We start from the raw sequence: 22,736 nt of genomic DNA on the forward strand, positions 1-22,736 counted from the left end.
GTGGGCCGCTGCGGCCGACGGATGCCGTCAGTAGGCGAGCGCGCGGTCCACGGCCTCGAGCACGCGGTCGGCGTCTGGCAGATAGGCGTCTTCGAGCTTGGCCGGCGGGAACGGCGTGTCGAAGCCGGACACCCGCAACACGGGGGCCTGCAGTGAGTAGAACGCCTTCTCGGCCACCGTCGCGGCGACCTCGCTGCCGATGCTCGCGAATCCTGGCGCTTCTTGCGCGACCACCAGGCGGCCCGTCTTGCGCACGGAGCCGAGAAGCGGGCCGAAATCGATGGGCGAAAGCGAGCGCAGGTCGACGACCTCGACGCTGGTGCCCTCGTCCGAGGCGATCTCGGCAGCGCGCAGCAGCACGCTGACCATGGCGCCGTGGCCGACCAACGTGACGTCGCTCCCGGTGCGCACCACCCGGCTCGCGTGCAGCGGGGCGGCGCTCGCGGAGAAGTCGACCTCACCCTTCGGCCAGTAGCGGCTCTTCGGCTCGAGGAAGATGATCGGGTCGTCAGAGGCGATCGCCTCCTGGATCATCCAGTACGCGTCGTTCGGAGTCGAGGGGCTCACGACCCGCAGCCCCGGCGTGTGGGCGAAGTAGGCTTCCGGGCTCTCCTGGTGGTGCTCGACCGCACCGATGTGGCCGCCGTACGGGATGCGGATGACCACGGGCATCCGGAGTGCGCCCTCGTGCCTTGCGGTGATCTTCGCCAGCTGCGTGGTGATCTGGTCGAAGGCCGGGAACACGAATCCGTCGAACTGGATCTCGCACACCGGCCGGTACCCGCGCATGGCGAGGCCGATCGCGGTGCCGACGATGCCGGATTCCGCCAGCGGGGTGTCGATCACCCGATGTGCGCCGAACTCCCGCTGCAACCCTTCGGTGATGCGGAAGACACCGCCGAGCGGGCCGATGTCCTCGCCCATGAGCAGCACCTTGGCGTCGTCGGCGAGCGCCTGCCGCATTCCCGCGTTCAGCGCCTTGGCCATCGGCAGACTCTCGACCCCGGTGTGGAACCGAGTGCGAGCGGATGCCTGCGAAGCCTGCTCCGCGATCGTCGCGTCGGTCATCGGCTCGCCTCCGCGCTCACGCTCGGGGTCCCATCAGACGGCGCTCCTGGACCCGCCGCGAACGACTTCTCGTACCGCTCGAACCACGCCTGCTGCTCCACGATGCCTGCGTGCGGCTCCGAGTACACCCACTCGAACACCGCCTCAGCGCTTGGTCCGGTGAGCTCGAGGGTGCGGCGACGCACGTCTGCCGCGTTGTCGGCGGCCTCCTCGTCGACCGAGTCGAACCACTCGTCGCCGACGCCGCGGCTCGCGAGGAAGGCGCGCATGCGCACGATGGGGTCGCGGCCGCGCCAGTGCTCGTCTTCGTCGGACGAGCGGTAGCGCGTCGGGTCGTCGCTCGTGGTGTGCGCACCCATGCGATACGTGACGGCCTCGATGAGGCTCGGCCCATGCCCGCCGCGCGCATCGTCGAGCTGTTTGGCCGTGACGATGTAGCTGGCCAGTACGTCATTGCCGTCGACCTGCACACCCGGGATGCCGAAGCCGCTCGAGCGCAGGTAGAGCGGGGTGCGCGACTGCGTCTTCACCGGCACCGAGATGGCCCACTGGTTGTTCTGCAGGAAGAAGACCTGGGGCGTCCGGTAGCTGGCCGCGAAGACGAACGCCTCGCTCACGTCTCCTTCGGAGCTCGCGCCGTCGCCGAAGTAGACCATGACGGCCTGATCGGATGCCGGATCGCCCGTCCCAGAGGCTCCGTCGAACTTCACGCCCATGGCGAAGCCCGTCGCGTGAAGCGTCTGGGTGCCGAGCACGAGCGTGTAGACCCGCATGTTGCCGTTCTTCGGGTCGGTCGGATCCCATCCGCTGTTGGTCACACCTCGCATGACCCGGATGATGTCCACCGGGTCGACGCCGCGAATGGTTGCCACGACGTGCTCCCGATACGACGGGAAGATGGTGTCCTGCGGCTTCGCCGCGTACGCGGAGCCGACCTGCGCAGCCTCCTGGCCGCTGCTCGGCGGCCACAGGGCGAGCTGCCCCTGCCGTTGCAGGTTGGTGGCCTCCACGTCGAACCTGCGCACCACGACCATGTCGCGGTAGAAGCGCCTGAAGTCGTCGTCGGTGAGCGCGTCGAGGTAGGGCAGAAACTCGGCGGCGGCATCCGTCGGCTCAAAACGACCGTCTTCGGTCAGTACTTGCACGCTCGCCGCGGAGAGCCCGGTCGACGACGCGAATCGGTCGTTCGTGGCAGACATCCTGACTAACCTAACCGCTCGATGGGAGGGCTCTTCGGTAGATGATCGACAAGCTCCTGCGCGATCTTTAGCACCCGGTCGACAGATTCCTCCTCGCCGACGCTGACCCGGATGCCGTCGGGCGCGAACCCGCGAACGGCCACTCCGGCTTCGAAGAATCGGTCGACGCAGAACGCCGTCTGCTCGCCTGTGGCCAGCCAGACGAAGTTGCCCTGGGCCTCGGGCACGTTCCAGCCCTGGCTCAGCAGCCCATCCCGCAAGCGGGCACGCCGTTCGGCGATGGCTGCGACCCGTGCGAGCAGCTCGTCCTCGCGATCGAGCGACGCCAGCGCTGCCGCCTGGGCGGTGTCGGTCACGCTCATCGGGATGGCGGTCGACCTTGCTGCGTTGAGCAGTCGCTCCGGCCCGACCGCGTAGCCGATGCGCAGGCCTGCGAGACCGTAGGCCTTCGAGAAGGTGCGCAGCACGACGAGATTGGGGTACCTGCCGACGAGAGTGCGACCGTCGACGTGGTCTGGATCGTCGACGAATTCCACATACGCCTCGTCGAGCAGCACCAGGCGATCGGGCGGCACCGATGCCATGAAGCGCTCGAACTCCTCCGAGCTCACGACCGGTCCCGTCGGGTTGTTCGGCGTGCAGACGATGACGACGCGCGTTCGGTCGGTGATGGCCGCCAGCATGCCGTCGAGGTCGTGCCTGGCATCGGGCAGCAGAGGAACGGTGACACTAGATGCCCCGGAGACGGTCACGAGCCCCGGGTAGGCCTCAAATGACCGCCACGCGTAGACCACCTCATCGCCCGGGCCCGCTGCGGCGTTGATGAACTGCGACAGCAGCGCGACGGATCCGGCACCGAGATGCACCTCCGCCGTGCCGACGCCGAACCGATCTGCGATGCGGTTGCGTAGGGCGAGCGCGGCGCCGTCCGGGTAGCGGTTAAGGGTCGCCGCGCGTGCGAGGGCATCCAGCACGCCCGGGAGCGGGTCGAACGGGTTCTCGTTGCTCGAGAGCTTGAAGCCGTCTGCGGACGGAACGCGTCCCTGGGCATATGCCGCCAGCTTCGCGATCTCGGGTCGCAGCCGCACGTGCTCGACGTTCTGTGGATCCACAGAGCTAACTTACCTTCGGCCATATTCCACGGGCCTGAGAGGCTGCCATGCCTTCGCGCTGAGCCGAGCCGTCGCAACGCCCTTCCCCTGGAGGGGTACGCACTGGAACACTGTGTGGATGAGGTTTCTGCTGAAACTGATCATCAACGCGTTCGCCCTCTGGGTCACGACCCTGATCGTCACGGGAGTGACGGTGAAGTCGTACGACCAGAACGACGGGCAGTGGCCCTTGATCTTGACGTACCTGCTGCTCGCACTGATCTTCGGGATCGTGAACGGCATCGTCGGGACGGTCATCCGCATCGTCGCCTTCCCGCTGTACGTGCTCACGCTCGGGCTGGTGTCGCTCATCGTGAACGGGCTCTTGCTGCTCATCGTCTCGTGGATCAGCGATGCGATGGGCTTCGGCCTGCACGTCAACGGGTTCTGGGAAGGCGTGTGGGCTGCGCTGATCCTCGCGATCATCAGCTGGCTGCTCGGCCTCATCTTCCGTCCCGTGCTCAGGCGCTAACGGGGCCGGGGTTTCGATACGCGCGCCTTCGGCGTGCTACTCAACCCGCTGTGTTGTTGTTCAATGCGACTGCACGCGGGTGCCCCGGTAGAGCTCGGCGTCGCCTCGGCCGCCGTCCGGGAGGGCTGCGAGCGCAGCGGCGAGCCGAGGGTCGCTCGTCGCATCCATCGTGCGCGCTGTGATGGCGTACTCCTTCATGAGGTGCGCGTCGATGGGTGACGAGCCCTGTGGCACCTCCCCGCTGAAGGTCTGACGTGTGACGACGATGCGGTCGCCGCCGTTCCGGTCCGCGGCGAGCGGGATGCCCCCGAGAGCCGGCACCAGGTCATCCGTGTGCTCAACCGCCACGTCGACGGTCGTCGAGGGCACATCGATGCCGGCGGTGGGTGAACCGAACGTGACAAGCGCCGGCGTCGAGTATTCGCCCGAGACGGCAATGCTCGTCGCGACGATGCCGCCCTGCGAGTAGCCCACCGGGATCACGGTGTCGCCCGGCCGGATGCCCGCCTGCTGCATGGCCTGTTCCGTCGCTCTGAGCGATGCCGGATCGAGCTTCGCGATGCCGACGAGATCGCTCGTCATGTCGAACGGCTCTTCACCGGATGCAGGACTCGGGTCGACCGTTCCGCCCACGTACACGATGTATGCCGGATCGCCGTCGGCCCCCGCGTACCGCTCGATGCGCACCTGTGGCGAATCGGGGGCTGACGGCGGGATGCGCTTCGCCAGGTCTGCAAAGCCTGACGGCGGGGGCGCCGTGGTCGCCGCGGTGCGCTCGACGCTCACGGGCGTCTCGTGGAGGAGTCCGGCTGCCCTGCCGGCGCCGACGACAATCGAGGTGCCGCCGCGGAGCCCGAACGCCCGCGTCCCACGGTCGTCGACGAGCGCCGCCAACGGCAGGGGAATCCCGGCTGCACCCAGCATGGCGTCGTCCGCCCCGGACACCGCGAACCTGATGAGCGAGACCACCCGTGGATCGCGCAACACACTCGCCTTGGAGCCGGCCAGGTCGCTCACGCCCTTCAGGAACTCCTGCGGCGAGCCGGTGGCGAGCGTGCCGATCCCGAGCACGGTCGCAGCGGTGGCGAGAAGCTGCGGCAGCGCGAACATTCCGGCGACCGCGGCCAGCGGCGCCAGCTGTCCGAGCGCCCAGCCGCTGAGGGTGCTGAGATCCATGATGCGGGCATCCGCGTCACGGTCCGCCCCGCTGTACTTCGCGGCAGCCTCGGCGAGATCGCCCGCTAGCCGCCTCGCCCGGGACGAGGAGTCGCGGATGCCGGCGGCAGCGACATGCGCGAGCCGCGCGGCATCCTGAGCGGAGTGCAGCGCATCCTGCGCAGCCTGCGCCCCGCGGCCGACGCCGAAGCCGGGCGCTCCGGCAAGGGCGAGCGCCGGACGCAGGGCGTGTGCCAGGTCGTCGAGCCTGTTCGCGATGACCGCGAGCGTCGCGCCGGCTTCGAGCAGAGCGTCCGACGCCACCCAGGTGCCGCCGCCCGAGATTGTGATGTCGTCGGACATGCCCGTCACGACCCTCCCACCACCGCCGGTATCCGCTCCGCCGCAGCCGCCGCCCTTGTGAGCTCGTCCGCCGATCGCTCGAGGGCACTGAGCGCGTGGCCGATGGCGGCGCTCAACTCGTCGAGGCCTGCCTCGAATCGCCGCTGCGCCGGGGACCTCCACTCCACGCTGGCGGCATCCGGCAGCTGTGCCAGCACGGCGGCCAGCCCGGAACGCACCTCGTCGACGGCCGCCTGCGCCGCTCGCACTGCCAACCGATCCAGATGATCACCTCCTCTTCCACCAGCAGCGTTGCCGACCGAGGAGAGTGCCGGCAGCGGCGGCCCCGGAAATGGGGAGAGCCCCGGCACGGCGGCGCCTGGGGAGGGGCGGTCGTCGGCTTGACCGCAACCACGAGCGCTCCCGGGCTGCAGCAGAATGGAGTCATGAGCTTCGCGCCGTTCGGCATCTGCTTCGTCTGCAGCGGAAACATCTGCCGTTCGCCGATCGCCGAAGTGGTGCTGCGCAAACTCACCGAGGAGGCCGGGCTCGCCGACCGGGTGCGGATCTCGTCGGCCGGCACGGGCGACTGGCATGTCGGCGAGCAGGCCGACCCTCGTGCCGTCGAGGTGCTGCAGGCCCACGGCTATGACGGGTCCGCGCACCGCGCCAGACAGTTCGACCCGGCCTGGTTCGCGGACCTCGACCTGGTCGTGGCTCTGGACCGCAGCCACGAGCGGATCCTGAAGAACTGGGCGACCAATGACGTCGACCGCAGCAAGGTTCAGCTGCTGCGCAGCTTCGAATCGCCGCGGGCGCAGTCCCTGGATGTTCCCGACCCCTACTACTCAGACCACACCCTCTTCGCCGCCGTGCTCGGAATGATCGAGCGCGCAGACCGGGCGCTGCTCGGCCAACTGGCGCCCGCGCTGCGCAGCCAGGCGCGGGCATCCTCACGGGGACGCGACGGAGCGGCCGAAGACGACACCGCGCAGGCGGATCTGCCGCCACAAGCACAAGGAAAGCCATGACCTCCCTTCCCCCTCAGCCGCTCAGCCCGCTCGACGGCCGGTATCGGCCGGCAGTCACCGAGCTCGGCGACTTCCTCTCCGAGGCCGGGCTGAACCGCGCTCGCGTGCAGGTGGAGGTGGAATGGCTGCTGTATCTCACCTCGCACCGCATGTTCGGGAGCGAGCCGCTCGGCGAGGAGCAGGCATCCGCTCTGCGCGGGCTCGTCACGGACTTCGGACAGGACGAGATCGACCGGTTGGCCACGCTCGAGGCGACGACCAGGCACGACGTGAAGGCCGTCGAATACCTCGTGCGCGAGAAGCTGCACGAGCTCGGCCTGGATGCCATCGCCGAGCTCACGCACTTCGCCTGCACGAGCGAAGACATCAACAACCTCTCCTATGCGCTCACGGTCTCGGACGCGGTTCGCCGGGTGTGGCTGCCCAAGTTCCGGGCAGTCGTTGAGGCTCTGCGGTCGCGGGCGATCGAGTTGCGGGATGCCTCGATGCTCGCCCACACGCACGGTCAGCCTGCGACGCCCACGACGATGGGCAAGGAACTCGCCGTGTTCGTGTACCGGCTCGAGCGCATCGGTGCACAGGTGGAGGGCAGCGAATACCTCGGCAAGTTCAGCGGCGCCACCGGCACGTTCTCGGCGCACCTCGCTGCCGACCCGGCCGCGGACTGGCCCGCGATCTCGAAGGAGTTCGTCGAGTCGCTTGGCCTGACCTGGAACCCGCTCACCACCCAGATCGAGTCGCACGACTGGCAGGCCGAGCTCTACGGCCGCATCGCTCACGCGAACCGGGTGCTTCACAACCTCGCGACGGATGTCTGGACCTACATCTCGCTCGGCTACTTCAGGCAGATTCCACAGGCCGGCGCCACGGGGTCGTCGACAATGCCGCACAAGATCAACCCGATCAGGTTCGAGAATGCGGAGGCGAACCTCGAGCTCTCGTGCGCTGTGCTCGACTCGCTCGCGTCCACGCTCGTGACCAGCCGGCTGCAGCGCGACCTCACCGACTCCACCACGCAGAGGAACATCGGCGTCGGGTTGGGGCACTCACTGCTCGCGCTCGACAACATCCAGCGCGGACTCACCGAGATCGCGATCGACGAGGATGCCCTCGCGCGCGACCTCGACGCGAACTGGGAGGTGCTGGGCGAGGCCATCCAGACCGTCATCCGGGGCGAGGTGGCTGCCGGCCGGTCGTCGATCAGCGACCCCTACGCTCTGCTGAAGGACCTCACGAGGGGCAAACGCGTGGACAGGGAAGGGCTTGCGGCGTTCATCGACACCCTGGACATCGGCGAGGATGCCAAGGCGCGCTTGCTCGAGCTGACGCCGGCTGGTTACACGGGGCTGGCATCCGAATTGGTCGAGTACCTCGGGCGATAGCGCGGGGCACGCATCCCGAGCGGCGCGACGACTAGAGCCGGCCGATACGCGCGCAGGTGCGCCGCGCAGCGCAGTCGTGCAGCTGAGCGGTGCAGCTCAGCCGTGCGGCTCAGTCGGGCGGCTGAGTCCTGCAGCTCAGTCGTGCGGGTTGCGCGGGGGACGGCGGCCGTCGGGGCCGGTCGTGCCGGAATCCGTGCCGTCCGGAAGCTGCGGTTGCTCACCGTTCAGCTCGGCGAGATCGCGTCGTTCCTCGTCGTCGGGCTTGAACCCGAGCGCGAACATCGCGAGCACGACGAGCGTGACGATGAACGCGATGCCGAAGAAGACGATCGCGAGCACGGGTTCGCGGGTGGCCATCAGCACGATGAGGCCGACGAACAGCGCGAGCACGGCCGCGATGCCCAGGAATTCAACCGGCTTCATGCGGTCGCGCAGGCTTGGCGTGCGGTCCGCGGGGGTCTTGTCGTCGGTCACTGGTGTTTCTCCGGAGCGTTCTCGTCTGTCGTGGCGGCTGGCGTTGCATTCCGCCCGCCGAGGCCGCGCTTGTCTGCATCCGGGGTGCGGATGCCGCCCGGAGCGTCGCCCTCGTGACCGTGCGCGAGTCCGAACTTGAGTGTGAAGGCGCCGATTCCCACGTAGACGCCGACGATGACGGCGTACGCACCGAACAGACCCACGGCCAACACGGAGTCCGGCGGGATGACGAGGAACACCAGCGCGAGCACCGCGGTCAGCGTGCCCACCAGGATCCAATCGCGGGAGGATTCGGAGCGGCCGCGCGTCCGCACTCCGCAGTACAGCTCGGCAAACCCGGTCAGGGCCGCCCACACGCTCACGCCGTAGAGCAGTGCGCCGAGGCCTGCCCCATTGAGGGCGAGTGCCGCCGCACCCACAACGACGCCGAGCGCGCCCTGTGCGACGAAGAGCCACTTGGTGAAGGCATCCTCGAGCAGCAGCGCGCCTGCGCCGATCACAATGCCTTCGAGCAGCGCGAAGCTTCCGAACACGATCATGCCGATGTGCGCGGAGTGGTCGGGGTCGAACGTCACGAAGCCGCCCGCGACGAGTGCGACGATCGCACGCACGAGAGCGACGACCCAGAAGCGATCCGGGCTCACGCGCGGAGACGCGGCTGTGCTCACGTGACTTCTTTCGTGCAGATGGGTGGCGGCATCCGGAATGCGTCGCACGGTGTTGCTGCCGTCAGCGCGCGCGGTACGCCGCGATCGGATGCCCGGGCCTCGTCGATTCTACCCGCCGTAGAGTACGCGCGGGCTGGGAGCGTCGCCCAGCGATCCGATCGCGACCGTGCCGTCGACCTCGTCGTCATGCACGATCGAGGCTGCGAAGCCGGATGCCTCCAGGATGCCTGCGGTCGCGGATGCCTGCCTCCTACTGGTCTCGATGAGCACGTGGCCCCGAGGTGCGAGCCACTCGCGCGCCTCGGACACCACGCGGCGCTGCAGCGCGAGTCCGTCGTCACCGCCGTCGAGTGCCGCGTTCGCCTCGTGCTCGCGCGCCTCGGGCGGCATGAGTCGGATCTCGTCGGTCGGCACGTACGGCGCGTTCGCGACGATCACGTCGATGCTGCCGGCCAGCTGCTCGGGCAGCGGGCTGTAGAGGTCGCCCGTGTAGACCTTGGGCTCCACGCGAGCGTGTCGTGCGACGTCTTCATCCTCGGCGCGCGCCCCGAGCAAGAGGGCGACGTCGGCGAGGGTGCGGCGCGCGCATTCGGCGGCAGCCGGGTCGATGTCAGCGGCGTACACCGCCGCATCCGGACGCTCGGCCAGGACGGCGGCACCGATCGCACCCGCACCGCAGCACAGGTCGAGCACGACGGGTGCCGTCTGAGCAACACGGAGCGCCTCCCGCACCAGCACGCTGGTGCGTTGCCGGGGGACGAAGACCCCGGGAGCGACGGTGACTCGCAGGCCGCGGAACTCCGCCCAGCCCAGGATGTACTCGAGCGGTTCGCCTGCGACCCGCCGGCTGACGAAGTCGTCAGTCTGGGCGGCATCGACCGCCTCGTCGACGATCAGCCTCGCCTCGTCCTCGGCGAAGACGCACCCGGCCGCGCGGAGGCGTCGGACGATGGCGTCGAACTCGGCGGACTGGTGCGGTGTCGTCATGTGGCGAGGGTAGCCGTGCACGCCGGCACCTGGGCGCCGCTCGTGATGGCGGCGAGGCGGGCGGCGGCATCCGTTCCGGGAGCGGGCGTGTAGATGATCACGTGCAGGTCCGGGTGGTCGGACGGCACGAACTGGTGATGCTCCAACGTGAGCATGCCCGCAGCGGGATGCCGGAACACCCGCTCGCGCGACGCGAACCCCTCGATGTCGTGGGCGGCCCACGCCGAACGGAACTCCGGGCTCGCCTCCTCGAGACGCGCGACGAGGTCGAGGTAGGAGGGGTCGCCGAGGCGCGGGCCGGCATCCGCACGGAACTCGGCGACGAAGCGCCGGCTGGTCACGTCCCAGTCGGGAAGCAGCTCACGCACGTAGGGATCGGTGAAGACGAGCCAGAGCAGGTTGCGGTCTTCGGCACGTGCGCTCGCGACGCCCGGGTAGAGAGCGGCGTACGCCGCGTTCCATCCTGCGATGCGCCAGTCGGCAGTGATCGTGTAGGCGGGTGAGCCGGCGAGCGCGTCCATGAGCCGTTGCAACTGTGCGGGCGCTGTGGCGACGGGGGCAGGGGCGGCGGCCGTCGCCGGCGAGTAGCCGGCCAGCGAGAGCAGGTACGCATGCTCTGTGACAGTGAGGCGCAGGGTGCGGGCCAGCGCGTCGAGCACCTGCCGGGACGGATGGATGTCCCGCCCCTGCTCGAGCCAGGTGTACCAGGTGACACTGACTCCGCTGAGGTACGACACCTCCTCGCGTCGTAGTCCGCTCGTGCGGGCGCGTCCTACGGGCGGCAGGCCGGCATCCGCCCGCGACAGATTCTCACGCCGCGCCCGAAGGAACGCACCGAGTTCCGACCTGCTCTGCTGCGGGATGCCCACGTACCAACGCTAGTACGGCGACTACTAGCATCCGTGCGCGAACGACCGCGGCCGCCCCGCTCGCTGGACGAACGACGGCGGGGCCGCCCCGATCCCGGGATAGCCCCGCCGCGTCAGCACTGCGTCGTTACGCGCGCCTCACTTGCGCACGAACGTCACCGTGTAGGTCTGCGAGGTCGTGCCGTCGACCGCGACCACTTTCACCATCGCGACGGGGTCGCGCTTGGTGGCCTGGTCGATCGTGACGGTCGCGTTCGCGTCGGTGGGCACCGCGACGACGACCGGCGGAGTCGGGCCGGACGCCGACACCTGGTAGGTGTTCGTCGCCGGGTCGAATCCACTGATCGCAGTGTTGCCGACCCGCAGTGCGGCCAGCGTCGCGACGGACGACGGGGCAGGCGCGGCCACGTTGATCGCGACTTCGGAGATCTTCGTGTAGTAGTTCAGCGACAGCTGCAGACGCAGCGCCGAGGTCGTCACCGGAGTGAACGGCACGGGCGTCGTCGCGTCATTGGAGAACGCGGTGACACCGACCGCCGAGGTGTTCACCCAGTTGCCACCGGCGTCGCGGTACTGCACCGTGATCGCGAGCGGCGCGCGCTCGGTCGGCGTGACATCCACCGAGCTCGCGCTGCGGGAGGACCCCAGCTCGTACGTGAGCGTGTCGGCGCTTATGCCACCGTTCTTCCAGTCCGACCAGTAGTTCGAGGTGCTCACGGTGCCGTCGCACGTGCGTGACGCCGCATACGAACCCTCGGTGTAACCAGCACTGACGGTTACCGGCGTGCCCGGACCGCACAGGTCGCTGCTTCCCCCTTCGCCCACGACGATGACGTTCAGCGTCGCCGGAAGATCGGGCGAGCCGGTCACATTGGAGGCCACGGAACCGGCAACGGACACGACGCCAGGGGAGGCGAAGGATGCGTCGCTCAGCGCGCCCCAGCTCCACGTCGCGTCGACCGGGAAGCTCTCATCCGCGACGTCGCCGATGCGTGCCTGAACGGTGCCGGGCGCCGCCGACTCGACGGCACTCAGCGCAGTGCCGGCCGGGACCGTGACGGATGTCGGATCCGTGACCGCGTAGGGCCCCGCGACGACGAGCACGGTACCAGTGACCCGGTTGCCGAACACGTCGGTGGCCGTGCCCTTCACAGCGGTCGACCCCTCCTTGCTCCAAGCCGACTTCGGCACGGTCTGCCACGTGACCGGCACGGGCGTGCCGTTGCCCCAGGCGTACGTCGGCGTCAGCGTTGCCGGCAGGGTCGGCGGAGTGCCGACCGGCGTCGGCACGACCTGCTGAACAGCACCGGTCGGCGTGATCGAGCGAAGCGACCAGGCCTGGTTCGTGCCGCCCGTTGAGCCGTAGACGCCGACTGCCGAGCCGTTCTTGGTCGCCTGCCCGCCCACGTCTAGTGCCGCGGAGAGGGCTTTGTTCACGAGGGAGTAGGTGCTGCCATCGGTGGTCTGCAGCGCCCAGAGCGCGTTCGGGTCGGCCTTCGCCGCATCGAGCGTGAGCGAACTGATGGCCGTTCCCGAGCTCGTGGCCGTGAGTACGCCGCCACTGGGCGTGGTCAGCACGTACTGCTTGGTTGCATGCTGGGCCGCGTCCTGAACCCGGTGGAAGGTCCACTTCTGGGTCGTGGCCGCATCGGTCGTCGTTGCCGGGGTGGTGATGGTCGTGGCGGTCGTCGACGAAGAGGCCGAGGCATCCGTCAGCGCGAGCCCGGACTGGATGCCCGCGAGCTGGTAGGTGGCGCCGTCGCGAACATCCGCAACCGCTCCCGAAACGCCCTTCACGACGAGTGTCGTGACGGAACCGGCTGGCACCGTGACGGTGGCCGACTTGCCACTGAGGTCCACGGCCACCGGTGCCTGCTTGACGATGCCCGTCGCCTTGATCTGGGCGATGGTGCCGTCTGAGGACGCGTCGGGTGCGGTGCTCTCGTATGCCGTGACGGTCGCGCCGCGGGCGATGTCGGCGAACTTGGACAGGTCGATGGTGACCGTCTGCGCGCTCGAGCCCGGGTTGGAGTGCACGATCGTGGCGGTCTTGCCGTCGCTGCCGATCGCGGCCGTCGAGGACGCGTCGTTCGTCGGCACGAGCTGGTCACCCGGGTGGATGAAGTTCGTGTAGTTGCGCAGCACGTTGAACTTGGAGTTCAGCTTGATGCCGCACTCCGGAACGCCCGAGGTGGAGCCGCCGTTCGCCGCCACTCGCCGAGCCGACAGGAACGCCACCTTGTCTCCCTGCGGCGCAGCACCTGCACTCTTCAGCACGGCGTTCGTCGTGGTGTCGTAGTACTTGCAGTCGAAGTCGATGTAGGCCTCGCCCCAGTTCAGCTTCTCGTTGACCTGCATGTTGTAGTAGTCCTCGACCGGCTGCCAGAGCACCCACGACGCCGGACGCAGACCGTTCAGATCACCGTTGATCTGGTTCGCGAAGCCGAGCGCGTTCGTCATCGACGATGGCACGAATCCGCTCGAGTCCCAGTTGCCCTCGACCTCGCTCATCCACAGCTTCTTGTCGGCGCTCGTGGCACGGTCTCGCACCTGGAGCCTGGCGGAGGTGCCGTAAGCGTGAGTGTTCAGCTGGCTGACGGCCGCTTGAGCAGCAGCCGGGTAGGAATCCCAGTCGGTCACGAAGAGGGAGGTGTTCGTCTCGTCCATCGCGGCGATCTTGGTCTTCGATCCCGCCTGGGTCAGCGCGTTCTGCAGCGATGCGATGACGGGCGGCTGCTGGTCCGCACCGACGTGCATGCCCTCCTGGCCGCCGGTCTTCGGCACGCCGTTCACGAGCGTCGTGCCCCAGTAGTTGGTGTTGGGCTCGTTGAACGGGTCGAGGGTCTGGAACCGGATCCCGTACTGCTTCTCGAGGTGCTGGGTCACCGTCGTGAGGTATTGCGTGTACTTGTCGACGGCATCCGTGCTCAGCTGCTGCGCCGTCGAGTTGAAGCCACCTGACACGTAGCCGGACTCGGTCATGAACCAGGGCGCCGAGTTCGCGAACGCCTCGAGACCTGTGATGTCGCGGTCTTTCGCGAGCTTGGAGAGCCACCAGCGCTGCGTGGCGTCCTGGCTCCAGTCGTAGTACGCGCCGTTGGTCGCGTCGAAGTCGGAGAGGATGGCGGACTTGTTCGCAAGCGTCGTGGTGTCGCCGGCGTACAGGCCGCTCTTTCCCGTTGTGTCGGCCTTCCAGTAGCCGTCCACCGCACCACCCGGGCGCAGGTAGTCGGCCACGTCGCTCGCGTTGCCGCCGCCGATGTTGTAGCGGGCGACCGTGAGGTCGAGGCCGTCCTTGCCGAAGAGCAGGTCGTAGAGCTGATTCTTCAGGGCGTCCGGGTACCCGCCCGTCGCATTGGCGAACCACGCGAGCGACGTGCCCCAGCCCTGGAACGGCCCTGAGGCATCCCACGGGTTGGGCGTGATCGTCACTGCGCTGCCGGGTGCCGCTGCCGCATCGGATCCTGCTGCAACGGCCGGCGTGAGGCCTGCGCCCGCCAGCGTCGCGCCGAGCGCGGTGGCCAGGAGGCCCATCAGCAGTGACCGGCGCCGACGGGAACGCCCGGTGGCGGCCCCTCTTGCCCTGGAATTCATCATCGACCTTTCGAAGAAGCCGCGACCAGGCGACCCCGACGAGAAATTCCGCGAGGGGCGACACTGGCCCTAGGAAGAAGAATGTTTACGCAAACATTCTGGATGCGAGTTCATCGTAGGATGCGCCCCGTCCGGGTGTCAATGGATGCGCGCGCCCCTACCCTCTATAGGGTCACCAGAACGAAGCGAGGCCCATTGTCGTCCACCGACTCGGCCGCAGCGCGCACCGATCCGTTGGTGCGCGGCGGCATGTTGCTGATCGCCCTGCTGTTGATCGCCGCCAACCTGCGTGCCGCCATCACACCGGTCGGCCCGCTGATCGGCGACATCCGCAGCGATCTCGGCATCAGCGCCGTGACGGCATCCGTGCTCATCTCGATTCCGCTCGTCGCGTTCGGCTTGTTCTCGCCCGTCGCGCCGCTGCTCGCCGCCCGGCTCGGCATCGAGCGCACGCTCGGAATGGCGCTGATCGCCCTCGCGATCGGTATCATCGCTCGCTCCTGGCCGGGGCAGGTCACCCTGTGGGTCGGCACGGTGCTCCTCGGGTTGGCGATCGCACTCATCAACGTGCTGCTGCCCGCCCTCGTGAAACGCGACTATCCGTCACGCGTCGGGTCCGTCACCGGCACGTATTCCGCGGTCCAGTCCGGCCTCGCGGCCATCGCAGCGGGAGTCGCGGTCCCGATAGCGGATGCCTCGCAGCACGGCTGGCGGATCTCCCTCGGCATCTGGGCGGGGCTGGCCCTTGTGGCGTTCGCCGTCTTCCTCCCGCAGCTGCGGCGCGGCCCCGAGCCACTCGCGCCGCAGCCCGAGCACGATGAGTCGGGGGCCACGAACCGGTACCGCTCACCGTGGGGCGCTGCTCTCGCCTGGCAGGTGACCCTTTTCATGGGGCTGCAGTCGACCATCTACTACACGGTGATCACGTGGTGGCCTGCGGTCGAGCAGGCGGGCGGCGTCTCGCCTGCGGTCGCCGGGTGGCATCAGTTCGCCTACCAGATGTTCGGCCTGGCCGGAACGGTGGTGTGTGCGGCGACGATCAACCGGCTGAGCGACCAGCGCCTCATGGCGGTCGTGGTGAGCGTGTTCATGTTCGCAGGCATCCTCGGCCAACTGGCGGCACCGGCCCTCGGGCTGCTCTGGATCTCGCTCATCGGCCTGGGATCCGGCGGCTCGATCGTGCTGGCGCTCGCGCTCCTCGGGCTGCGCACCCACCACCACGGCCAGTCGGCTTCGCTCTCCGGCATGGCGCAGTCGATGGGCTATCTGTTGGCCGCGACCGGGCCCATCGTGATCAGCATCCTGCACGACGCGACGGACGCCTGGGTGCTGCCCCTCGTGGTGCTGCTGTGCGTGGTTGCGGCGCAGGTGGTCTTCGGCGTGCTCGGCGGCCGCGACCGCCAACTCGGCATGCGGCCGTCCGACCGCTGACACCAACCGTCCGAAGCTACCGGGCACCGCATATCGCCGGCATATCGAAAACCCGATACGCCCTCGCAACACCGCTCCGCGTTGGCTGGGCGCATGGCCGACAGCGAACAGATGCGACGCGAGCACGTGCGCGCGCAACAGGCGCACACCGGGCCGACGACCGTGCGGCCTGCTTCCCCCTCTTCCCTATTGACCGCCGCGCGCCATCGCGAGGCCTCCCGCCGCAAGGATGCCGCCGTCACGAGAACCGCGATCGCCGTCTACGGCTGCGAGGGCGACGAAGCCGAGGAGTTCCATCGGCTCGCGCCACGCTTCGGCATCGCCCCGAGAATCACCGCAGAGCCGCTCTGCGAAGCGAACGTGCACCTCGCCATCGGGCAGCGATGCGTGAGCGTCGGCCACAAGACCCGGGTCTCGAACGCCACCCTCCGGCTGCTCGGCAAGATCGGCGTCCGGTACCTCTCGACGCGCAGCACGGGGCACAACCACATCGACGCGGAGTTCGCCAGGAGCGTCGGAATCATGGTCGAGGGCGTCGCGTATTCGCCGGACAGCGTGGCCGATTACACGGTGATGCTCATGCTGATGGCTCTGCGCAACGCGAAGTCGGTCATCACGCGGGCAGAGGCGCACGACTTCAGGCTGCATCCGGTGCGCGGAAGGGAGCTGCGCGACACGACCGTCGGAGTTCTTGGAACAGGTCGCATAGGTGCTGCTGTCATCGAGCGGCTCCGTGGATTCGGATGCCGCGTGCTGGCGTACGACAGGAGCCCGAAGACATCCGCGCAGTACGTCGGCCTCGATGAGCTGATGCGCTCAAGCGACATCGTCACGCTGCACACACCCTTGACGCCCGAGACCACCCATCTCATCGACCGACGGCGGCTCGCGCTCATGAAGAGCGATGCGTTCGTCGTCAACACGGGACGCGGACAGCTCATCGACACCATTGCCCTGCTGTCCGCGTTGGAGAACGGCGAACTCGGCGGTGCCGCGCTCGACGTGCTCGAGGGAGAAGACGGCATCTTCTACGCCGATCGCAGGAACTCGCCGATCGACAACCAGCTGCTCCTCCGGTTGCAGCAGCTCCCGAACGTGATCATCACGCCGCACACCGCGTACTACACCGACCACGCACTCGCCGACACGGTGAAGAACACCATCATCAACTGCCTCGAGTTCGAAGGACATCAGCATGCTTAAGACGAAGATCGCGATCATCTTCGGCGGGGTCTCCGAAGAGCACCCCGTTTCCGTCAAGTCGGCCCAGGAAGTCGCCAGGAACCTCAACCTCGCCAAGTACGAGCCGTACTACGTGGGCATCACGACGAGCGGCGAATGGCGGCTCTGCGACAGCCCGCGCCCCGGCTGGGACGACGGAGACGGGCAGGCCGTAACGCTGTCACCCGACCGCCACGTTCACGGGCTGCTGGTCGAGGCGAACGGGGCGAGCACGCGCATCCGCATCGATGTCGTGCTTCCCGTTCTGCACGGCAGATTCGGCGAGGACGGCGCGGCACAGGGCCTGCTCGAGCTCTCCGGCATCCCGTATGCGGGCTGCGACATCCAGAGCTCGGCCCTCGCGATGGACAAGTCCCTCGCGTACCTGGTGGCCCGAAGCGCGGGGATAGCCACTCCCACGTTCTGGACCATCACGGGCGAGGGGCATGTCGATCCAGTGCGCCCTTCGTATCCGGTTTTCGTGAAGCCCGCGCGCTCAGGGTCGTCGTTCGGCGTCACCCGAGTCGACAGCAGGGAAGACCTTGCGAGAGCGGTGTCGAACGCCCACAGGTACGACTCGAAGGTGCTGATCGAAGAGGCAGTGGTGGGCAGCGAGGTGGGATGCGCCGTTCTCGAGACCGATAACGAGCTGATTGTTGGCGAGGTGGATCAGATCCGGCTCTCGCACGGCTTCTTCCGCATTCACCAGGAAGACGAGCCGGAGGTGCGCTCCGAGAACTCGACCATCATCGTGCCTGCCGAGATCTCGCCGGAGGCCCGTCAGCGCGTCAAGCAGACAGCACGAGACGTGTACCGCGCGCTCGGATGCCGTGGCCTGGCTCGCGTCGACCTGTTCCTGAAAGACGACGGCGAGGTCGTGCTGAACGAGGTCAACACGTTCCCCGGCATGACCTCGTACAGCCGCTACCCGCGCATGATGGCCGCTGCGGGCATCCCGTTGGCCGAGGTCATCGACCGACTGGTGTCGTTCGCGCTGACCGGGCGGCGGCGATGAACACCGAATTCGTCTATCTCGACGAACACGTGCCCGGCATCCGCTGGGACGCCAAGTACGCCACGTGGGACAACTTCACCGGGCGGCCGGTGGACGGGTACCTGGCCAATCGCGTCGTCGGCACGCGTGCGTTGTGCGAGGCGCTCGAACGTGCGCGCGACGAGGCGGCATCCGACGGTTTCGGGCTGCTGCTGTGGGACTGTTATCGCCCGCAACGAGCGGTCGATGACTTCGTGCGCTGGTCGCGGCAGCCCGAGAACGGCCGCACGAAACAGCGGCACTACCCGAATATCGACAGGTCGAAGATGTTCGAGCTGGGCTACGTGGCCACCAGGTCGGGGCACAGCAGGGGGAGCACGGTCGACCTGACGCTGTACCACCTCGCGACGGGCGAGCTGGTCGCGATGGGCGGAGGCCACGACCTCATGGACTGCGTCTCGCACCACGGAGCGAAGGGGATCTCCGCGGCCGAGACGCGCAACCGGGAACGCCTGCGCTCGATCATGGAGTCGTGCGGGTTCGGCTCGTACCCCGCCGAATGGTGGCACTACTCGCTGCGGCAGGAACCGCACCCGGACAGCTACTTCGACTTCCCGATCACATAGGGCTCTGTCGCTGGCAGCCGCCCGGTGCCGCCGTCGGTGGCCACGGCTGCGGGGCGACGCTGCCGGTAGGCACGGCTGCGGGGCGACGCCGTCGGCAGGCACGGCTGCGGGGCGCCACTGCCGGTGGGTACGCCTGCGCCCAGAGGCAGGCTAGGGCTCCTGCGTCGTGTCTGCTGGCAGCCGAACCGTGACGCGCAGCCCTCCGTCGGCCAAGGCGGAGAGGGCGAGCGTTCCGTCGTGGGCCTGCACGATGCTCTTGACGATCGCGAGGCCGAGGCCGACACCGGCGTGATCCCTGCGAACGCGCGCCGTGCCTCGCTGGAACGGTTCTGTCAGCGTCGAGACCAGCTGAGGGCTGAGCTTCTCGCCACTGTTCTCCACCACAAGCACCGCGTCGCGGGAACGCACGCCGGCCTCGACCCGAGCCCACCCGCCCTCGGGAACGTTATGCACTATCGCGTTGTGCAACAGGTTCGTGGTCATCTGAAGCAGGAGCGGATATGAGCCAAGCGTCGTGGTGATCTCGCCCGATGTCTCGATGCCGACCCCGTTCTCCTCCGCGACCGGCAGCAGGGTCTCGGCCGCCTCCTCGGCGATGAGCGACAGATCGACGGGTTCGCGAATGAATGATCGCTGCTCCGCCCGGCTGAGCAGCAGCAACGCCTCCGTCAGGTCGATGGCCCTCGCGTTGACGACGCGGAGCCGTTCGATGAGCTCCCTGGCATCGCGATGCTCGTCCTTCCCTGCGACCTCGAGCAGGGTCTGCGTTATGGCAAGCGGAGTGCGTAGCTCGTGTGAGGCATTCGCCGCGAACCTGCGCTGCTCGGCGTCGTGCGCCTCGAGCCTGGTCAGCATGACGTCGAAGGCGTCGGCCAGCTCGCGGAACTCGTCTTGACGGCCGTCCAGGTCGATCCGGTGCGAAAGAGAGCCGTTGCCTGCCATGCGCGTCGCCCGCGTGATCCGCGCAAGCGGGGCGAGCATCCGGCCGGCGAGAAACCAGCCGCCGAGCAGGCCGAAGGCCAGCAGGAACGCGAGCGCCATGGTCACAGCAGGAAGAAATGCGCGGATGAGATCGCCCTGGCCGGGTATGAAGGTGCCCAACACGTCGATGGCTTGCGCCGGAACGTAACGCAGGAGGAACAGCCACACGACCGCGAGCAGGAGGGCGCCTGCGATCATCAGGAATCCGGCGTAGCTGAGCGTGAGCTTCAGCCGCACGCTCATTCCCATCGGCCTAGGCACGCTCTCCTCCGCTGCCCTTGCCCGCGGGATGCGCATCGATGCGGTAGCCGACGCCGGGCATCGTGGCGATGACCCACGGCTCGCCGAGCCTCTTGCGCAGAGCCGAGACGGTGATGCGCACCGCGTTGGTGAAGGGATCCGCGTTCTCATCCCACGCGCGTTCGAGGAGCTCCTCTGCGCTCACCACCCCTCCCTCGGCCGTCACCAGCACCTCGAGCACGGCGAACTGCTTGCGGGTGAGCGCGACGTAGCGGCCGTCCCGGTAGACCTCGCGGCGGAACGGGTCAAGACGCAGGCCGGCCAGTTCTCGCACGGGTGGGCGGCTGCGTGCCCGCCTGCGGTCGAGCGCCCTGAGCCGCAGCACCAGTTCGCGCAGCTCGAACGGCTTGGTGAGGTAGTCGTCGGCCCCGAGCTCGAACCCCGACTCCTTGTCGTCGAGCCGGTCCGCTGCAGTGAGCATCAGGATCGGCATCCCACTGCCCGAGGCCACGATGCGCTGTGCGACGTCGTCGCCGGACGGGCCGGGGATGTCCCGATCGAGCACGGCGATGTCGTAGGCGTTGACGCTGAGCAGCTCAAGAGCAGAGTCGCCGTCGCCCGCCACATCGGATGCGATCGCTTCCAGGCGCAACCCATCGCGGATGGCCTGTGCCATGTAAGGCTCGTCTTCGACGACCAGTACGCGCATGGCCTCGCATGTTACGTGACCCCGGCTATCGCCGGCGTATGGAAAACCGGGGCTGGGGTGAATCAGCGGGGAACGAACCCCTCGGCCGGCCAAGACGGATGCTCGTGCGGCGGCACGCTGAAGATGCGCGTGTAGATGTCGTCGATCACGGCGTTCTTGTCCAGGTTGTACGAGTCCGGGTCGTCCGCCGTCTCCACCGCCAGCCGACGCTTCGCGGCGGCGTAGAGGTCGCGGTCGTCTGGATGCGTGCGCAGCCAGTCCCGGAACAGCAGGTGGCGGAGCGGCTCAGGCGATCCCGCCTGAAAGACGTGCAGGTTCACGCCGCCGTCGCCGCGCACCAGCATCCGGTGCCCGTTCCACCACGGCTCGCGCAGCACGTGGCGGTAGCCCACCGACGTGAGGGCAGGCACGTAGGCATCCTCGTTCGACGAGTCGGGAACCTGCACGTCGATGTCGACGATCGGCTTGGCGGGAAGGCCAGGCACAGACGTCGACCCGACGTGTTCAAGGCTGACGATGAGGCCGCCGAGTGCGGAACGGATCGTCACCGCCTCGCGTTCGAACTCCGCCGGCCACTTCGGGTCCGGCTCCACGATGAGGATGGGATCGGCGGGCGGCGCGGCCTCGCCCACCCAGCGGATCACCTGGTGATCCTCATCGCCGACGCGACGCTCAGTCAATTGCGACGGATACCGTTCATCGAACTGCACGGGCACTTCGACCTCCCTTTTCGAGCGAGCAAAGTCCTCCAGACTAAGGCTTCATGGCGGTCGTGCGGAAGTGCGGGCCCGAGCGAGGATGCGCAAGGGACGGCAGGATGTTGCGGTGACCTACGACGCGACCGAGAGCATCGAGGAGTACGCCGGGCACCGCGTGCGTCTGCACACGAACGCACGCTTCGAGGCGTTCGTCGCCGCGTTCGAACAGGCCGTGCCCGAGTTGTCGCAGACGGATGCCTTGGCGCGCCTCGACGAGGATCCCGACTGGTCGGGCTTCGCACGCGGACTGCAGTGGGAGTCGCCGAGCGGCTTCGTGCGCGTCTGGTCGTGGACGCCGAGCGAACTGTTGCGCCATGCGGGGAGCGCGACTCCGAGCGCGGTCTGGCTCATCGTGAACCACGGCATCGGCGCCCGGCTCTTCCGGCACGATCCGTCGGCCATGCTCTACTCGCCGCTTCGGGTCGAGGCGCACGCCGCTCAGGATGCGGGCACCATCGTGAGCTTCGACGTTCCGAGCGCCGCGCTGCGAGGCTTCGGCATCAACAAGGTCACCCAGGCAGGCGCGGAACTGGACCGGGCGTTGGGAGACCTCCTCGAGGATCTCGGACTGCCCCGGCCCGCTGCGCTCCGCCGCTGAACCGTCGTCAGTTCCGTGGGCGCACCGTCAGGCTCTGCATCGACATGCCTACCGGGCCGTGCTCGTCGTGCAGCACCGTGTGGGTGAGGCCGAGTCCCCCGGCTCCGTACGCGACGCTGATGTCGAAGCCCAGCCACTCGCCGCGCGGCTCCCCGACGAAATCGACGGTCAGGTCGATGTTCGGGAACAGCACCGCCTGCGGCTCGAAGCGTGGCGTGATGCCGTTGGCGATGTCGAGGATGCTCATGAGCCGCACGGTTGCGCTCACCGGCTCGTGCTCGAGCAGCGGCACCAGCGGACGCAACCAGGCCTGCGCCCGACCCTGGCCGAGGCTGCGTCCGTGGATTTCCACAGTGCGCACGAACTCGCCCGGCCACACGTCGAATCCGCGCCACTCCTCGAACTGGTCCCTGCTCGGCATGGTCGGCAGGGCATGCCCCGCCAGCTCCTCGGTGTCGTGCCTGGCCATGAGCCACGCACGTAGCGTCACTGCCGGCCGGCCGCGGTGGCTCAGCCGCGCCTCGACCAGCTCCACGGTGCGTCCGGGCCGGAGCACGTGTGCCTCGACCTCCACCTCCTCGATCGGCAACGTGCCGAGGATGTCGAAAGACAGCCGCCCGACCTGCAGCCCGTCGTCGAGGCGGTGGGCAAAGGTGCGCTCGACCACGTGCGTAAGCAGCCCGAGGGCGGGTGCGATGTGCTGCTCTTCCGGATTCCAGGCCCCGCCCACCGCCGGTGTGGCGCGGAAATGCGTGTCGTCGAGTCTCTCGAAGTATGCGGTCACCC

General features: G+C 68.3%; 22 protein-coding genes. 8 read left to right on the forward strand and 14 right to left on the reverse strand.

Going from position 1 to position 22,736, the window contains the following annotated elements:
- Positions 1-27: 27 nt before the first annotated feature.
- The 3 genes from ACO2Q7_RS10090 to ACO2Q7_RS10100 form a co-directional block, all read right to left on the reverse strand.
- A complete protein-coding gene (locus ACO2Q7_RS10090; protein WP_423356000.1) occupies positions 28-987 on the reverse strand; it encodes an alpha-ketoacid dehydrogenase subunit beta in 960 nt (319 codons plus the stop codon).
- A 77-nt stretch (positions 988-1,064) separates the two neighbouring features.
- Positions 1,065-2,267 (reverse strand): pyruvate dehydrogenase (acetyl-transferring) E1 component subunit alpha, encoded by a 1,203-nt coding sequence (pdhA, locus tag ACO2Q7_RS10095; protein ID WP_423355478.1) that lies wholly within the window; start codon positions 2,265-2,267, stop codon positions 1,065-1,067.
- A 5-nt stretch (positions 2,268-2,272) separates the two neighbouring features.
- The gene (locus ACO2Q7_RS10100; RefSeq protein WP_423355479.1) at positions 2,273-3,379 is read right to left on the reverse strand and encodes a histidinol-phosphate transaminase; all 1,107 of its coding nucleotides are present in this window, start codon (positions 3,377-3,379) and stop codon (positions 2,273-2,275) included.
- A gap of 118 nt (positions 3,380-3,497) precedes the next feature.
- Here ACO2Q7_RS10100 and ACO2Q7_RS10105 point away from each other — a divergent pair, with 118 nt between their 5' ends.
- Positions 3,498-3,890: a phage holin family protein gene (locus tag ACO2Q7_RS10105; protein ID WP_423355480.1), complete on the forward strand. Its 393-nt coding sequence runs from the start codon at positions 3,498-3,500 to the stop codon at positions 3,888-3,890.
- Between the two features lie 60 nt (positions 3,891-3,950).
- Here ACO2Q7_RS10105 and ACO2Q7_RS10110 read toward each other — a convergent pair whose 3' ends face one another.
- Positions 3,951-5,408, reverse strand: coding sequence for a hypothetical protein (locus tag ACO2Q7_RS10110; RefSeq protein WP_423355481.1), 1,458 nt, complete (start codon positions 5,406-5,408; stop codon positions 3,951-3,953).
- A 5-nt stretch (positions 5,409-5,413) separates the two neighbouring features.
- Complete coding sequence (locus tag ACO2Q7_RS10115; RefSeq protein ID WP_423355482.1) at positions 5,414-5,662, reverse strand: hypothetical protein; 249 nt, start codon at positions 5,660-5,662, stop codon at positions 5,414-5,416.
- A 171-nt stretch (positions 5,663-5,833) separates the two neighbouring features.
- Here ACO2Q7_RS10115 and ACO2Q7_RS10120 point away from each other — a divergent pair, with 171 nt between their 5' ends.
- Both ACO2Q7_RS10120 and purB read left to right on the forward strand, forming a co-directional pair.
- Positions 5,834-6,418, forward strand: coding sequence for a low molecular weight protein-tyrosine-phosphatase (locus ACO2Q7_RS10120; protein WP_423355483.1), 585 nt, complete (start codon positions 5,834-5,836; stop codon positions 6,416-6,418).
- A complete protein-coding gene (gene purB, locus ACO2Q7_RS10125; RefSeq protein WP_423355484.1) occupies positions 6,415-7,800 on the forward strand; it encodes an adenylosuccinate lyase in 1,386 nt (461 codons plus the stop codon). The genes ACO2Q7_RS10120 and purB overlap by 4 nt, the downstream gene beginning before the upstream one ends.
- A 135-nt stretch (positions 7,801-7,935) precedes the next feature.
- Here the strand turns inward: purB and ACO2Q7_RS10130 are convergent, their stop codons facing one another.
- The 5 genes from ACO2Q7_RS10130 to ACO2Q7_RS10150 all read right to left on the reverse strand — a co-directional run bounded on the left by ACO2Q7_RS10130 (position 7,936) and on the right by ACO2Q7_RS10150 (position 14,395).
- Complete coding sequence (locus ACO2Q7_RS10130) at positions 7,936-8,274, reverse strand: hypothetical protein (protein ID WP_423355485.1); 339 nt, start codon at positions 8,272-8,274, stop codon at positions 7,936-7,938.
- Positions 8,271-8,942: an HdeD family acid-resistance protein gene (locus ACO2Q7_RS10135; protein ID WP_423355486.1), complete on the reverse strand. Its 672-nt coding sequence runs from the start codon at positions 8,940-8,942 to the stop codon at positions 8,271-8,273. Before ACO2Q7_RS10135 ends, ACO2Q7_RS10130 begins: the two co-directional genes overlap by 4 nt.
- Before the next feature lie 108 nt (positions 8,943-9,050).
- Positions 9,051-9,929 carry a putative protein N(5)-glutamine methyltransferase gene (locus tag ACO2Q7_RS10140; RefSeq protein WP_423355487.1) on the reverse strand — a complete coding sequence of 293 codons (879 nt, stop codon included), beginning with the start codon at positions 9,927-9,929 and terminating at the stop codon, positions 9,051-9,053.
- Complete coding sequence (locus ACO2Q7_RS10145; RefSeq protein ID WP_423356001.1) at positions 9,926-10,792, reverse strand: helix-turn-helix transcriptional regulator; 867 nt, start codon at positions 10,790-10,792, stop codon at positions 9,926-9,928. Before ACO2Q7_RS10145 ends, ACO2Q7_RS10140 begins: the two co-directional genes overlap by 4 nt.
- A 144-nt stretch (positions 10,793-10,936) precedes the next feature.
- A complete protein-coding gene (locus ACO2Q7_RS10150; RefSeq protein WP_423355488.1) occupies positions 10,937-14,395 on the reverse strand; it encodes an RICIN domain-containing protein in 3,459 nt (1,152 codons plus the stop codon).
- 192 nt (positions 14,396-14,587) lie between these two features.
- On the opposite strand from ACO2Q7_RS10150, the gene ACO2Q7_RS10155 reads away from it, so the two are divergent.
- The 4 genes from ACO2Q7_RS10155 to vanX all read left to right on the forward strand — a co-directional run bounded on the left by ACO2Q7_RS10155 (position 14,588) and on the right by vanX (position 18,664).
- Positions 14,588-15,823, forward strand: a complete 1,236-nt coding sequence (locus tag ACO2Q7_RS10155) for a CynX/NimT family MFS transporter (protein WP_423355489.1) — start codon at positions 14,588-14,590, stop codon at positions 15,821-15,823.
- Positions 15,824-15,916: 93 nt separating this feature from the next.
- A complete protein-coding gene (locus ACO2Q7_RS10160) occupies positions 15,917-17,026 on the forward strand; it encodes a D-isomer specific 2-hydroxyacid dehydrogenase family protein (RefSeq protein WP_423355490.1) in 1,110 nt (369 codons plus the stop codon).
- Entirely contained in the window at positions 17,019-18,059 is a 1,041-nt protein-coding gene (gene vanA / locus ACO2Q7_RS10165) for a D-alanine--(R)-lactate ligase (protein ID WP_423355491.1), read from the forward strand. The genes ACO2Q7_RS10160 and vanA overlap by 8 nt, the downstream gene beginning before the upstream one ends.
- A complete protein-coding gene (vanX, locus tag ACO2Q7_RS10170; RefSeq protein ID WP_423355492.1) occupies positions 18,056-18,664 on the forward strand; it encodes a D-Ala-D-Ala dipeptidase VanX in 609 nt (202 codons plus the stop codon). The genes vanA and vanX overlap by 4 nt, the downstream gene beginning before the upstream one ends.
- A gap of 150 nt (positions 18,665-18,814) precedes the next feature.
- Here the strand turns inward: vanX and ACO2Q7_RS10175 are convergent, their stop codons facing one another.
- From ACO2Q7_RS10175 to ACO2Q7_RS10185, 3 genes are all read right to left on the reverse strand, one after another.
- Positions 18,815-19,888 (reverse strand): sensor histidine kinase, encoded by a 1,074-nt coding sequence (locus ACO2Q7_RS10175; RefSeq protein ID WP_423356002.1) that lies wholly within the window; start codon positions 19,886-19,888, stop codon positions 18,815-18,817.
- A gap of 10 nt (positions 19,889-19,898) precedes the next feature.
- Positions 19,899-20,594, reverse strand: a complete 696-nt coding sequence (locus tag ACO2Q7_RS10180; protein WP_423355493.1) for a response regulator transcription factor — start codon at positions 20,592-20,594, stop codon at positions 19,899-19,901.
- Positions 20,595-20,656: 62 nt separating this feature from the next.
- A complete protein-coding gene (locus ACO2Q7_RS10185; RefSeq protein WP_423355494.1) occupies positions 20,657-21,310 on the reverse strand; it encodes a GrpB family protein in 654 nt (217 codons plus the stop codon).
- Between the two features lie 109 nt (positions 21,311-21,419).
- Here ACO2Q7_RS10185 and ACO2Q7_RS10190 point away from each other — a divergent pair, with 109 nt between their 5' ends.
- Positions 21,420-21,950 carry a hypothetical protein gene (locus ACO2Q7_RS10190; protein WP_423355495.1) on the forward strand — a complete coding sequence of 177 codons (531 nt, stop codon included), beginning with the start codon at positions 21,420-21,422 and terminating at the stop codon, positions 21,948-21,950.
- 7 nt (positions 21,951-21,957) lie between these two features.
- Here the strand turns inward: ACO2Q7_RS10190 and ACO2Q7_RS10195 are convergent, their stop codons facing one another.
- The gene (locus ACO2Q7_RS10195) at positions 21,958-22,734 is read right to left on the reverse strand and encodes a thioesterase family protein (RefSeq protein ID WP_423355496.1); all 777 of its coding nucleotides are present in this window, start codon (positions 22,732-22,734) and stop codon (positions 21,958-21,960) included.
- Positions 22,735-22,736: the final 2 nt, after the last annotated feature.

The sequence above is a fragment of the Rathayibacter sp. KR2-224 genome (assembly GCF_049446075.1).
Classification (GTDB): domain Bacteria; phylum Actinomycetota; class Actinomycetes; order Actinomycetales; family Microbacteriaceae; genus Humibacter.